The organism is Flavobacterium mekongense (assembly GCF_047038255.1).
Lineage (GTDB): Bacteria > Bacteroidota > Bacteroidia > Flavobacteriales > Flavobacteriaceae > Flavobacterium > Flavobacterium mekongense.
Genome location: NZ_CP174374.1, coordinates 2,901,693 through 2,914,567, shown reverse-complemented (window position 1 = coordinate 2,914,567; position 12,875 = coordinate 2,901,693). Strand labels below are relative to the sequence as shown.

At 35.5% G+C, this 12,875-nt stretch carries 17 protein-coding genes; 5 read left to right on the top strand and 12 right to left on the bottom strand.

Going from position 1 to position 12,875, the window contains the following annotated elements; genetic code table 11:
• Positions 1–109: 109 nt before the first annotated feature.
• The 4 genes from ACJG85_RS12740 to ACJG85_RS12725 all read left to right on the top strand — a co-directional run bounded on the left by ACJG85_RS12740 (position 110) and on the right by ACJG85_RS12725 (position 4,288).
• Complete coding sequence (locus tag ACJG85_RS12740; RefSeq protein ID WP_412476587.1) at positions 110–1,141, top strand: hypothetical protein; 1,032 nt, start codon at positions 110–112, stop codon at positions 1,139–1,141.
• A 205-nt stretch (positions 1,142–1,346) separates the two neighbouring features.
• A complete protein-coding gene (locus ACJG85_RS12735; RefSeq protein ID WP_409679783.1) occupies positions 1,347–1,808 on the top strand; it encodes a hypothetical protein in 462 nt (153 codons plus the stop codon).
• A 127-nt stretch (positions 1,809–1,935) separates the two neighbouring features.
• Complete coding sequence (ffh, locus tag ACJG85_RS12730; protein ID WP_409679786.1) at positions 1,936–3,273, top strand: signal recognition particle protein; 1,338 nt, start codon at positions 1,936–1,938, stop codon at positions 3,271–3,273.
• A gap of 127 nt (positions 3,274–3,400) precedes the next feature.
• Complete coding sequence (locus tag ACJG85_RS12725) at positions 3,401–4,288, top strand: bifunctional 5,10-methylenetetrahydrofolate dehydrogenase/5,10-methenyltetrahydrofolate cyclohydrolase (RefSeq protein WP_412464464.1); 888 nt, start codon at positions 3,401–3,403, stop codon at positions 4,286–4,288.
• 35 nt (positions 4,289–4,323) lie between these two features.
• Here ACJG85_RS12725 and ACJG85_RS12720 read toward each other — a convergent pair whose 3' ends face one another.
• The 4 genes from ACJG85_RS12720 to ACJG85_RS12705 all read right to left on the bottom strand — a co-directional run bounded on the left by ACJG85_RS12720 (position 4,324) and on the right by ACJG85_RS12705 (position 7,138).
• The gene (locus tag ACJG85_RS12720; protein WP_409679792.1) at positions 4,324–5,286 is read right to left on the bottom strand and encodes a hypothetical protein; all 963 of its coding nucleotides are present in this window, start codon (positions 5,284–5,286) and stop codon (positions 4,324–4,326) included.
• 66 nt (positions 5,287–5,352) lie between these two features.
• Positions 5,353–5,775, bottom strand: a complete 423-nt coding sequence (locus ACJG85_RS12715) for a DUF1456 family protein (protein WP_409679795.1) — start codon at positions 5,773–5,775, stop codon at positions 5,353–5,355.
• 87 nt (positions 5,776–5,862) lie between these two features.
• Complete coding sequence (locus ACJG85_RS12710; RefSeq protein ID WP_412476586.1) at positions 5,863–6,741, bottom strand: alpha/beta hydrolase; 879 nt, start codon at positions 6,739–6,741, stop codon at positions 5,863–5,865.
• Complete coding sequence (locus ACJG85_RS12705) at positions 6,668–7,138, bottom strand: hypothetical protein (protein ID WP_412464462.1); 471 nt, start codon at positions 7,136–7,138, stop codon at positions 6,668–6,670. The genes ACJG85_RS12710 and ACJG85_RS12705 overlap by 74 nt, the downstream gene beginning before the upstream one ends.
• Before the next feature lie 109 nt (positions 7,139–7,247).
• On the opposite strand from ACJG85_RS12705, the gene ACJG85_RS12700 reads away from it, so the two are divergent.
• Complete coding sequence (locus tag ACJG85_RS12700; RefSeq protein WP_409679804.1) at positions 7,248–7,649, top strand: excinuclease ABC subunit B; 402 nt, start codon at positions 7,248–7,250, stop codon at positions 7,647–7,649.
• 15 nt (positions 7,650–7,664) lie between these two features.
• Here ACJG85_RS12700 and ACJG85_RS12695 read toward each other — a convergent pair whose 3' ends face one another.
• From ACJG85_RS12695 to ACJG85_RS12660, 8 genes are all read right to left on the bottom strand, one after another.
• Complete coding sequence (locus tag ACJG85_RS12695) at positions 7,665–8,045, bottom strand: hypothetical protein (protein ID WP_412476585.1); 381 nt, start codon at positions 8,043–8,045, stop codon at positions 7,665–7,667.
• Positions 8,046–8,085: 40 nt separating this feature from the next.
• Positions 8,086–8,775 (bottom strand): acyloxyacyl hydrolase, encoded by a 690-nt coding sequence (locus ACJG85_RS12690; protein WP_412476584.1) that lies wholly within the window; start codon positions 8,773–8,775, stop codon positions 8,086–8,088.
• Between the two features lie 134 nt (positions 8,776–8,909).
• Positions 8,910–9,392, bottom strand: a complete 483-nt coding sequence (locus tag ACJG85_RS12685) for a YciI family protein (protein WP_409679813.1) — start codon at positions 9,390–9,392, stop codon at positions 8,910–8,912.
• Positions 9,393–9,410: 18 nt separating this feature from the next.
• Positions 9,411–9,854 (bottom strand): hypothetical protein, encoded by a 444-nt coding sequence (locus ACJG85_RS12680; RefSeq protein WP_412476583.1) that lies wholly within the window; start codon positions 9,852–9,854, stop codon positions 9,411–9,413.
• A gap of 82 nt (positions 9,855–9,936) precedes the next feature.
• Positions 9,937–10,362, bottom strand: a complete 426-nt coding sequence (locus ACJG85_RS12675; protein WP_409679819.1) for a VOC family protein — start codon at positions 10,360–10,362, stop codon at positions 9,937–9,939.
• Between the two features lie 205 nt (positions 10,363–10,567).
• Positions 10,568–11,044, bottom strand: a complete 477-nt coding sequence (locus ACJG85_RS12670; protein WP_412476582.1) for a DUF1572 domain-containing protein — start codon at positions 11,042–11,044, stop codon at positions 10,568–10,570.
• Between the two features lie 181 nt (positions 11,045–11,225).
• The gene (locus ACJG85_RS12665) at positions 11,226–12,023 is read right to left on the bottom strand and encodes a hypothetical protein (RefSeq protein WP_412476581.1); all 798 of its coding nucleotides are present in this window, start codon (positions 12,021–12,023) and stop codon (positions 11,226–11,228) included.
• 294 nt (positions 12,024–12,317) lie between these two features.
• Positions 12,318–12,776 (bottom strand): SRPBCC domain-containing protein, encoded by a 459-nt coding sequence (locus ACJG85_RS12660; RefSeq protein ID WP_409679828.1) that lies wholly within the window; start codon positions 12,774–12,776, stop codon positions 12,318–12,320.
• Positions 12,777–12,875: the final 99 nt, after the last annotated feature.

Sequence of the window (12,875 nt, the reverse complement as noted above, 5' to 3'; positions counted from 1 at the left end):
AATAGACTTAACTTGTGCTTGGGTAAAAATAATTATTTTTTTTGACTAAAGTAGGGTATTTTTGAAATCTGATGTTTTACTTTCAAAGTCAGATTAATCAACAACAATTATGAATGTTTTTTTAAGATCAGTCCTGGTAATTTTATTGTTCTCTTTGGGCAGTTGTCAAAAAGAGGAAGAAACAGTTGTTCAGGATAATACACAAAGTTTTGATAAAAACTCTCCCATAGCCGGATTGTTAATCAGAACTTCGCAAAATCCGACTTCTTTAGACAATGTTTTGGATAATACAAGTTGTTTCAGTGTCCAATTGCCCGTAACAGTTATTGTGAACGGTGATCAAATTACAGTTACTGACGAGTCCGATTATCAAGTGGTTCAAGACGCTATTGATGCTTATTCAGACGATGATGATATTGTTAATTTTGTTTACCCTATTACCATTCGTTTTCAAAATTTTCAAACTCAGGTTTTAGATGAAGCAGATGACTTGGATGATGTGCTTGATGATTGTACTGAAGACGACGGTTTTGATGAAATTGATTGTATCAGTTTGATTTATCCCATAGTGATGAATGTTTACGATAGTAACAATCAATTGGCTAATACAGTAACCATAACAGGAAACAGCGGGTTGTTTAATTTCTTGAACAACTTGAACAGCAATACTTTTGTGGCCATTAATTACCCTATTTCAGCGGTTGATTCATATGGACAAACCGTGACAATTAATTCTAATAGTGAATTAGAGAATTTCATAGATGAAGCCATAGACGATTGTGATGATGATAATTCAGGAGGTTCGGGAAGTTCTACATTGACTTCTATTTTAACTTCAGGGACATGGTACATTCAATATTGCTATTATGATGAAGAAGATGAGACTTATCATTATGAAGGTTTTGATTTTGATTTTAATAGCAATGAAACCGTAACTGCTATTAGAAATGCTGTTACGATTAACGGCGATTGGGATATACAAGATGACGGCAGCTATCAAAAGTTGAGTCTTGATTTTGACGGCTCTCAATTAGAGTATATAGAAACCGATTGGAAAGTTATAGAGTATAATCAAACCAGCATTCGATTAAAGAAGCAACATAGTGATGGTACTGATTACCTGACATTCAAAAAAAATTAAAGCGTTAAATATAGTTTTACATGAAATTCTTTCACAGAAAATTTTTAGAAAACGCCCCACAAATCAATCACCTAATAACTCCGCAAGAAAAAATTAAGCCTAACTACCTTATCAACCAATTGATAATTTGGATACTCATTTTTTCAGTAATCATTTTTATGATACAATTTTTAAAATGGAATACTAACTTTAACTAAAACTAAACATGAAAAAATTATTTTTAATCCCAATGCTATTTTGCCTTTTTATGCTAAATGTGGCATCAATGTGCAGCTCTGATGATAATTCTTCCTCAGCCCAAGATCCTACGCCGGTAATTAACGCGGCTTCTCAAGGTACTTGGAGAGTAACCAGCTATGTTGATTCAGGAACTGATGAAACCAACCATTTTACCGGCTATAATTTTACCTTTGGTAACGGAGGCGTTTTAACCGCTACAAATGGATCTAACACAGTAACAGGAACTTGGTCTGTGATTAACGACGATTCCAATGATGACAGTCCGAGTAATGATTTGGATTTCAATATCGGGTTTACCGCTCCGGCTAATTTTGCCGACCTAACAGACGACTGGGATATTGTCTCTTACTCTGATACAACCATTTCATTAATTGACGTTAGTGGTGGTAACGGGGGAACAGATACTTTAGTCTTTACCAAAAATTAGACTTCGAATTCTTTTTAAATACTGCAGAAGCCATCCTCAAAAAGGATGGTTTTTTTGTTTCTATAGTGATAGAAGTTCGGAATCAAATCCTTAAATTTGCACTTCATAAAAATCAAAGCATACCATTATGTTCAATAATTTAAGTGATAAATTAGATAAAGCATTACACATCCTGAAAGGGCATGGGAAAATCACGGAAGTCAATGTTGCAGAAACCCTGAAAGAAGTGCGTCGCGCCTTGTTGGATGCCGACGTGAATTTTAAAATTGCCAAAGATTTTACCACTAGAGTTAAAGACAAAGCCATAGGTGAAAATGTATTGACTACTTTGCAACCGGGTCAGTTAATGGTAAAAATCGTTAAAGACGAGTTAACCGAATTGATGGGTGGCGATGCAACCGGAATCAATTTATCAGGAACTCCATCGATAATATTAATGTCGGGTTTGCAAGGTTCCGGTAAAACCACTTTTTCCGGGAAGTTAGCGAACTATCTTAAAACAAAAAAAGGAAAAAAACCACTTTTAGTGGCTTGTGATATCTACCGCCCTGCGGCAATTAACCAATTGCATGTGGTTGGAGATCAAATTGGTGTGGAAGTCTATTCAGAGCCGGACAACAAAAATGCGGTTCAAATTGCACAAAACGCCGTTCAGTATGCCAAATCCAAAGGGTACAATGTCGTTATCGTGGATACCGCGGGTCGTTTGGCCATCGACGAAGAAATGATGAACGAAATTGCCAATGTGCATGCGGCTATCAAACCACATGAAACTTTGTTCGTGGTCGATTCCATGACCGGTCAAGATGCCGTAAATACAGCTAAAGCGTTCAATGATCGATTGGATTTTGATGGTGTTATTTTAACCAAATTAGACGGTGACACTCGTGGAGGAGCGGCCATCTCTATCAAATCGGTGGTCAACAAGCCGATTAAATTTATCGGTACCGGTGAAAAAATGGAAGCTATTGATGTTTTCTATCCTTCTCGTATGGCCGATCGTATTTTAGGGATGGGAGATGTTGTTTCCTTGGTAGAAAGAGCGCAGGAGCAATACGATGAAGAAGAAGCCAGAAAGTTGCAAAAGAAAATTGCTAAAAACGAATTTGGTTTTGACGATTTCTTGGTGCAAATCCAGCAGGTGAAAAAAATGGGTAACATGAAAGATTTAGTCGGCATGATACCCGGTGCCGGAAAAGCCTTAAAAGATGTTGAAATTGAAGACGATGCTTTCAAACACATTGAAGCCATTATCCATTCTATGACACCTAAAGAGAGAAGCAAACCGGCTATAATCGATATGAAGCGAAAAACCCGTATTGCCAAAGGATCAGGGACTAAAATAGAACAAGTAAACCAATTGCTGAAGCAGTTTGATCAAATGAGCAAAATGATGAAAATGATGCAAGGCGGTGGCGGTAAAAACTTGATGCGCATGATGGGCGGCATGAAAGGAATGAGATAAATCAGTTAAGGTTTAAAGTTTCGAGTGTGAAATTTTGAACCTTAATTTTTTTAATAGATTACAACTAACTACTATGTTTTGAGTTTAACAACTTTAAACCCGAAACTTTAAACCCGAAACAACATCTATGGAATTATTAGACGGAAAGAAAACAGCGGCAAACATCAAAGCGGAAATTACAGCCGAGGTTAACAAAATGAAAGCCAATAATGAAAAAGTACCACATTTGGCTGCAGTAATTGTAGGGAATGACGGTGCGAGTTTGACCTATGTAGGCAGCAAGGTCAAGGCTTGTGAATTGGTTGGATTTGAGTCAACTTTAATCAAAATGCCGAGTACTACCTCGGAAACAGAGCTCTTAAAGAAGATAATGGAACTCAATGAAGATGACAATATTGACGGCTTTATTGTGCAGTTACCCTTACCCAAACAAATTGATACCCAAAGGGTTTTAATGGCTATTGATCCGAGTAAAGATGTAGATGGTTTTCATCCTGAAAACTTTGGAAAGATGGCTTTGGATATGAGTACTTTTATTCCGGCAACGCCTTTCGGGATTTTAGAATTGTTGGAAAGGTATAATGTAGAAACCAAAGGAAAACATACTGTTGTTATCGGAAGAAGTCACATTGTAGGCCGACCGATGAGTATTTTGATGGGAAGAAAAGGTTTTCCGGGAAATTCTACTGTAACCTTAACGCACAGTTATACTAAAAATATTGCCCAGATTACTACACAAGCTGATATCATTATAACGGCTCTAGGGGTTCCGAATTATTTAAAAGCTGAGATGATTAAAGATGATGCGGTGGTAATTGATGTTGGTATCACAAGAGTAGCAGACGAAAATGATCCCAGAGGTTACAAAATAACCGGAGATGTTGATTTTGAAAATGTGTCAAAGAAAGCTTCTTTTATCACACCGGTTCCCGGAGGAGTAGGACCAATGACTATTGCGATGTTGCTCAAAAATACATTATTGGCCAGAGAACAAAAGAGATTGCGATTAGAATAAAAAAATCCTGAGTGAGAGCTCAGGATTTTTTGTTATTACAATTTGGCTAGCCAAAGTGAAGCATTCAGATGTAAGATTGAGTGCGACATCAATTCTGTCCAACCCGGATATAAGGTATCTCCGGTGGCACCTGTTCCATCGTCAGCCGGTGAGCTGTCTCCTATGGCAACAACTCTTCCGGTACCATATGTAGCAGAAGCGCACATAATGTTTGAAGTTCCTTGAGTTGAACTTCCTCTCCAAATTAACCCTTTTACGGTAGTGTTTGCAGTTCTGTTAATAGACATTGTTGCGCCGGAGGAATATTTCAATTGCGTTACTGTTCCTTGCGAACCATTTAAAATCGGATCGGTTGTAGTACTTAATCGGTTAGAAGTTGTTTCCGAGACACTGTTTAAAGTAATGGTAATTCCAAAAGGATTAGTTTTGACAGTGTTGGTCGACATCAAATCGTTCCATACCTTAGCCGAATCGTATCCATCGTTGTTTCTGTCGGAACCATTATGATTGGCAATCATGAATAAACCACCACCATTTTTAACGAAGTTAATTATTGCGGTTTTCTCAGCACTTGTGAAGCGGATGTTCGGTTCAGTTACTACATAAACATCATAGTTTTTCAGGTCTTGTGCCCCGGTTCCGCCATAGGTGATTGCTGTTCCTGTCGGTAGTGTTTCAACAGTATGCCCTAATTTAACTAAGGCAACACCCCAAGCAGACAATCCGCCTCTCCAAAAGTTTTCAGAAGTAGTGGCAGTAATGTTTGATTGGGCCGGCGTCGGGAAGCGTTGAGGGTTAGTATCAGCATCTAAAACCCAGTCAGCATTTCCTGCAGTTTCAGCTTTGGTGGCATCAAATAAAAATTTCTTTGGTGTAGTGGCTAATGTAGTAACAGTAGCTGATTTGTTGTTAATATTGTCTTCTGTAACAGTGTCTTTATCACAAGAAACTGCATTTAGAGCAATACAAATTAAGAGTAAACGAGTAATTATTTTCATACGGTAATTGATTGGTTTAACGTTTTATAACAGTTAAACATATTGTTTACCCTAATTCAAAAACAATTATTTTTTACCATTTTTAAATTTCACCTTTTCAACCACTGCAATTTTTGGGGTATTCTTTTTAGGTACAAATTTCTTCTTAGTTGTCGTAGTCTTTTTTGGAGTATTCGAATCTTTATTGGATGTTGTTTTTGGCTTCAATTTCGGTTTTTCGTGAATTTCCGCTTGATTTTTTCGTATCACTTCCATTGGATTTTTCGGATTCTCTTTGGAGCCTCGCAGGTGAATTACCAATCCGTTCAAAAAGTTACGCAATACTTGATCACCGCATTCTACATATTTAGGGTGATCGGCATTCCTGAAAAAGTTGCCGATTTCTCCTTTAGACATGCGAAAATCTACTAATTTTAAAATATCTTCGATTTGGTCATCACGAAGTTGTAGGGCAACACGGAGTTTTTTGAATATATCGTTATTGTTCATTTTTTAATGGCTGAGTCACTGATTAGCTGAGCGACTAAGGTTTTTAAAAGTTCTGTATTCTAATTCGGTGTTGATTTACTCCGTTAATTAGAAAAGCCAAAGGTACACCTTTTTAAAGCTTTCTCGCCACAATTTTTCATTGTGCTGTCCACCTTTTACAATTACCTTTTTGTTTTGTTTTTTGCATTCACAGCGCTTGGAGTTAACCCATTTTTCTACATTTTCCATATCGGGAATCACATCGGCATCGCCCTCATTGTCTCCGCAAAGGAAATAGATTTTAGCGGTAAAGTTTTCGGTTTTGTTTAGGAGTTCGTTCATTTCTTTTCTGCCAAACCAGAAAGCGGGAGAAAAGCAACCTATTTTTCCAAATACATCAGGGTATTTTACAGCGGCATAAAAGCTGACTAATCCACCTAAGGAACTTCCCATCATAGCAGTATTCTTGACATTGGTTTTGGTACGATAAGTGGCATCAATCTTTGGTTTTAGGGTGTTGACAATGAAATCCAAATAATCATTAGCTTGGCCGCCACCATATTTTTCGTGTTTAAAGGGCGTCAATTCATCAATGCGCTTTTCGCCGCCGTGTTCAATTCCGATGACAATTACCTTAGCATTAAGGCTGTCTAAAGTTTCATCTACGTTCCATTCGCCTACATAGGAAGTTTTGGCATCAAACAAATTTTGGGCATCGTGCATGTAAATGACCGGGTATTTTTGGGTCGAAATATCATAGTCATTCGGCAAATACACCCAAATTTTTTTGGTAGTTTTCAGCTGAGGTGATTCAATAAAAAAAGTAGATACGTTTTTGCCCGCTGTGCTTTCTTGTCCGTAAGTGAAGTTTTGAATCAAACAGCAAAGAAATAGAAGTATGGTTCTCAATGAATTAATTGTTGGTTTCGGCAGATTTTTCAGCTTCTTTTCTTTTCTTTTTGTCTTCTTTTTTCTTTGGTTTTTCATTTTTTAAGGCCATGTACTTTTCCTTTTGCTCTGCGTTGAGATAGCTCAGTATGGTTTTTTCTGTATTTTCCTGAATGGCAATCATTTGTTTGTTTTTATCTTCCTCACTAAACTCTTTTTTGAGTAAAATATCAACCTGCTTGTAGCTTTTCAATATTTCATTTTTAATGGCAATCAATTGTAAATCGTCTAACTTAAGGTCTTCTTTTAAACGCATCATTTGCTTGTCGATTTGTTCGTTTCGACTTTCTTCAATGTCTTTTTGAGTGGGTTGTGGAGGGCCTTGTTGATTCGCAGGAGTTGCGCCAATTCTTCTGTCAATACCTGTGTAATATTGACTGTAAGTTGTAACCGACATCAATAAAAATCCTATAATCAGTATTTTGTAATATTTCATGATAACTATTTTATGATGTAAAAATAATAAAAACCAAGTCGTTGTTCATCACAATAAATTGCTAACATTTTATAAAAATTTTTACTTTAGCTAAAAACTTATCCGGAATATGAACAAATATGAAGAAAAATTAGCCCTATTATCAGAAATGATTTCTTTTTCGGTTGTGGATGGTCGGTTGCATGAACGCGAATATCTTTTCTTGTCGATGATAGCTGAAGAGTTGCAAATTGGTCAAGATGATTTTAAGAGTTTATTCCACCAAGAAAATTATCCTACGGTTATCAAATCTGAGTTTGAAAGGATTCAGCAATTTTACCGATTGGCGTTATTGATGCATTGTGATGGTGTTTTACACGAGCGAGAACAGATTAAAATACATGAAATTGGCATTAACATGGGCTTAAATCCACATGCAATTAAGCGTGTTTTGAAAGCCATGGAAACTTCTCCCACCAAAATGATTTCTCCTGAATTTTTGCTCGAAGTTTTTCAGGAGCAACTCAATTAGCCGTTTAAGTTTGCTTCAATTCAGCTGACTTTTTTTACGGTCTATAACCGTAAGTATGGCCACAACCAAAAAGGGAACGGTTGATAGTAAAATTTTGACATTCCAACTCATCAATCCGATTAAAAACATAAATCCTAACAATAAAGTTAAACCTGATAAGCCGATGTAGGTAATGATTGCACCGGGCTTTTTTTGGAAAAGGGTTATTATCAGTAGTAATTGTGCTACCAAAGGGATAATGGTAAACGGATGCAGTGCCGATTGCGGGTTGGAAATCAATTTCTTCAGTATATCCAATTCTGCTTCAAATAAGAAGGTAGCATTGTCTTTACCCCATTCCAAATAGCCCAATAGAGAGGTGATTATCAGTAGGAGATTCAATAGTTTGCTTTTCATATAAATATGTTTTGATGGATAGACCGATTAATGACTTTTATTATAAAAAGTGACTTAACCCTATAAAAAAGCCATTACTGTCGTGAGACGGATTGCGTTCTACTCCTTTTGTATTACCGTTCGAAATGTGGATGTGTCGTATACCAAACATTATTGCCGTTTTTTTAGTAATATTAATGTCGGTACCAATGCCATATTTGGTAATTCCATTTAATTTAAGGCCTTTCCGACTATCTTCATTTGTTGCTTTTGGGAATTCTGTTAAGGTATAAATTAAACCACCGCCAGATTCAAAATACAATCTCCATTTTTCGGTATTTATTGGATAAAATCTGGCAAAAGGTCTTATGGCAAAACCGGTTGTAGCATTAAAGTCGTCTTTAGCAAACACTACGTCACATTCTACTCCTACAGACATGAACTTTCTGAGTTGGTAATTTATTCCGGTATTGTTTTGTGGTAAAAATGTATTAGGGTATTTATAGCCCCAGGACAATCCGATTTCGTTATATATTGAAATCCTGTTTTTAAGTTCAGGGTTGTTCTTGGTAAACAGTAAGCAAGTACCAACAACTGCGGCCGGGATAATGAATCCCATTGAAGTGTGAAGTTTAACAGGTTCAAATCCTAATGGATTATTGTACCATTTGTCACCATAAGTATATTGAGCTTGGGTATGTGTTGTGCAGATAGTTGTATAGATTACTACCCATAAAACCGTTGTTTTCATTTACAGTTCAGCAATTTTTTTAGCAAATATGGCAACAAACATATACTTTTTTTTAAAGTGAAAGTGTTAAAGATTAGAGTTTTCACTACTGCTTTTATTGTTTTAATGTATTGAATGTAATTAAACCAATTTTACTATGGATTTGTTTTCCAGATTTTGTCTGAAACGGGCAAATACTCCGGTAGAGCCGCCGATCCATACCAAGTATAAATTTCATAGTCTAACAGGCCGATTTTAACGGCAGGGTCTGATTGTAATATGATTTTGGCCTCTTCTATAGTTGGCGTGTTGTTTAAAATAAACAGTCCTCTGTAATTTTTTTCATTTTTCCCGAATGGTCCGGCAACAATAAGTTTTCCTTCTTTTACCAATCGGTTAATATTACTCATATGTCCTTTAAAGCTTTCGCTTATCAAATGTTTATCCTCAGTAGTATTACTGCCGGTTTTTAAGATTACAAAAAAGTAACTTTTCATGCCATAGTCATTACCGCCTAATTTTTCAGCTAATACTTTATCATAATTTGGATTAGCGATTTTTACTTCATTTTCAGTTTTTGACTGTCCGAAAGTAAAGCCGGTAAATAGGATCATTGCAATTATAAAACAGTATTTCATAGTCGTTATTTTTGATTTTTACTTGGTTTCAAACCCTTTAGATTGTATGTTATAGGCAATAATTTTTAGAGTGTCATTTTCCTTTTCTAACCGAATTGTTTCTTTGGCTTCAAACCTACTTCTTTTAACGGTATAAATAAGTAAATATTCCGATTTGGGATTGGAACCTTCTACCACATTGGTCTCCCATGATAATATACTTTGATCTTTAATTTCTCCCAGTTTTTCCAAACACACATTATAAATTTCTCGGAGTTTTACTGTATCGGTGACTTCTAAAAATCTGGGACTGAATAAGGCATAGCTTTCTTTGTATTTTTTATCTCTAAGCAAGTAGTACAACTTTACTGTTACTCTTTCGGCTTCTTCTTTATCTGTTTTTCTGTTTTGGTATTGACGGTTATAACTACAACTTGAAAAAAGGTGGAAAGTGATTAGGAGAAAGAGAAAGTTGTTTTTCATATTTTTATTTTGGTTAAATAACACTTAGAGTATTGTAGCCGTTGCAATTGAAATAGATTTTTTGATTATTTCTTTAGAATAGCTAAACGACTGGGCTGTAGTTGACTATCCATTCGATGCCATATTTATCTCTAAACATGCCAAAATAAGAATCCCAAGGGCTTTCGGTCATGGGCATTTCAATTTGGCCTCCTGCTGAAAGGCCGTTAAAGAGTTTATCTGCTTCTTCTTTGCTTGCTGTACTGATGGAAATTTTTGACCTGTTCTCGTTTTCGTTGGTTCTGCCCATCATTTCCGGGACATCATTAGCAATTAAGATATTATCTCCGATAGGTAAGGCAATGTACATGATTTTATTTTCCTCTTTTTCTGAAATGGGGAATCCGGCTCCGGCAATATCTTTGAATCGCATGATTTTTGAAAATTCTCCGCCAAACACAGATTTGTAAAAAGTAAAGGCTTCTTCAGCATTGCCGTTGAAGTTAATGTGGGGATTAATTTGAGCCATAGTAACGCATTTTTTGTTCCAAGTTTTAGTGAAGTGTTTTTTACTGAGAACTTTTTGTTGTAGCAAAACACTTAGCTAAGGTAAAGTTTTTTCCTTAATGTCTGACTTATTTAGCCTCTGACAGTCGGTTCATAAAAATAGGAATGAAGTTTTTTTGGAATTTATTTTACGCCTGTAATCTTGAGATGTTGTTAATCCGGCTAATTTAGATTTGATGTTCCAATATCATTTTTTTAATCAAAGAAATTTGTCCCAAATGATAATAGCTGTGTTCAATTACACCTTCTATATTTCTGAGGAATGTACCGTATTTTTCATCAATAAAAGGTTGGTCAAAAAGAGTATCTTCCATTTGCGCCACTTTAACAGCAAACCTCTCGGAATGCTCGAGGAAATTGGCAACTATTGTTTGCCACTCTGCCTCTGAATTAATGGGCGGAAGATCAAAGCTGAATTTGTCGCTAATTTCAAGTTTACCGCTTTCGAAAGCGTTCAGTAGTCCTTCGAGGTAATAGTTTATATGGTAGGTTAGCGCTGCAATAGTATTTAAATTGTTGACTTTTTGAGTGGCTTGTTGCCAATTCACTGCAAGTAATTGTTCTTGATAATTAGTATTAGCAATCCAATGTCCATTGAGTAAAACTTCTCGAAGTCGGCTTGCGAGGGTCAAATTTCTGGTCATATTTGTTGTTTTTGTATTATATTAAATTAAATCTTTTAGGTACGTTGCTAATGCTACTGTGCTTTTAGAGGTTATGAGCACCAATGGACTACTAAGGTAAACATAAATTCTATTAGTAGGTTAGTGGTTAAGTGACTAAAAATAGTTTGTTTGAGTATTTAGAAAGGAAACCACCAATGCTTTAACTGCCTATTTTTCCATATCGTTGTTGATCTGAAAAATGGAGAATGATGATTTCTTTTCCCTTAATGACCGGATAAAACAATTCGTAATTGCCATCATGAGAATTGTAGCGGTATGTTTTGTTTTTTCCGTTAAAAACACCATCTAAATATTCTCTTTCTTCTTGGGTTGTTTTTTCTATATAATTTTTCTTTTTTGGCTGTAAGGTGTCTTTAGTACTAACATCGTTGTATTCATTGAATCCCAGATAAACCGGATTACCATTAATGACGTCTTTGGTTATTACTGTTATATTTGGAAAATATTCATCAGTTTGAGTTATTATTTCAAGTATTTCGCTGGTTTTCAAGATGTAATTTCTATTGAACTTATACTTAAGCAGATGGTTAGTATAAGATTTGTTTTGGTTAATAATTGACTCTGCAGAAGCGACTAACATTTTTTCTTTCTTAGTTGAAGTCAAATAATCGCCAAAATACAGTAGACTAAAAATAACCGGAAACGAAAGCACCAACAACCAACCTTTTGTTTTAGAATTTGTACTTTTAGTTTCAACATCTACATTGTGTTTTTCGGCAATTCGGGTTAAGTTGAACATAACGTTGATTATCAGTGCTCCAAACATTAAAGCTAATATTCCCATTACGCTCATGTAAAATGTCTGGGTAATGTTTTCTCTGAAAACCTTGAATTCAAATACTTCAATTGAGATGAAAATAAATACCCAATAAATCAAAAGTAATATAGATATAATTCCTATTGTATTGCTGAGTTTGACTAAAAATTTGTTTTTCATGTTGATGCTTTTAGAGATGTGAGAGAATTAGTTACTTAGCTTTTTCAATTATTTTGCTGTCGGCATATTTGTATACAACACCATTTGAATAGTTATAGTTTCTGATTTTGAGCAAAGCCATTAATTATTGTAAGAATTAATAAGATTAAGATTCTATACTTCATTGTTTTGGCTTTAAAATGTTTGCCAACGTTTCATTATTAATAGGCTGTTGCTGACTTTGAAAAACAGGATTTGACAAATCAATCAGTAACACGGTAAAGTTATTAGGCGCAGTTTTTTAGGGTAACTGCTTTACTGTTCTGAAATTTCTTTTAATTTGTCCAAGGCTTTAGGATAAGTGTTCTCAAAATATTCCAAATATTCATCAATAGTGTCTATCTCCACGGTTACAGTTGTAATACCCTTATTTTCCTGAAAATTGTAATTTTCGTGTCCACCCGCCCATTTTTCTACTTGTTCGCCTGTGGTTACTTCAGTATCGCCGTCTAAAAAACCAAAATGCCTAATAGAAACAAAGTTCGCAGGGACGTGCTCTACAATTTCCGAAACCATTCCCCCTTTCTTTCCGTTTTCATCCATACCTACAAAAAGGATTTTACTCCCTTTGTTCCAACTGCCCTCATAAGTAGAAGTAGGATTGAAAGTGGCTGTCCAATATTCGTAAGTAGCTTTGTTCTTAAGGCCCAGCATTGTTTCATAAACTTTTTGAGCCGAAGCCTTTATTTCTTTTTTAAATTGTAGTTTTTCCATTACTTGCTTATTTAAAATAGTTTTATCAGTTTGCTGTTATATTACTTTTCTCAGTCTAATGATTGTTTGCGAGTGTAAATTGTAAAATTGTGCCTAATG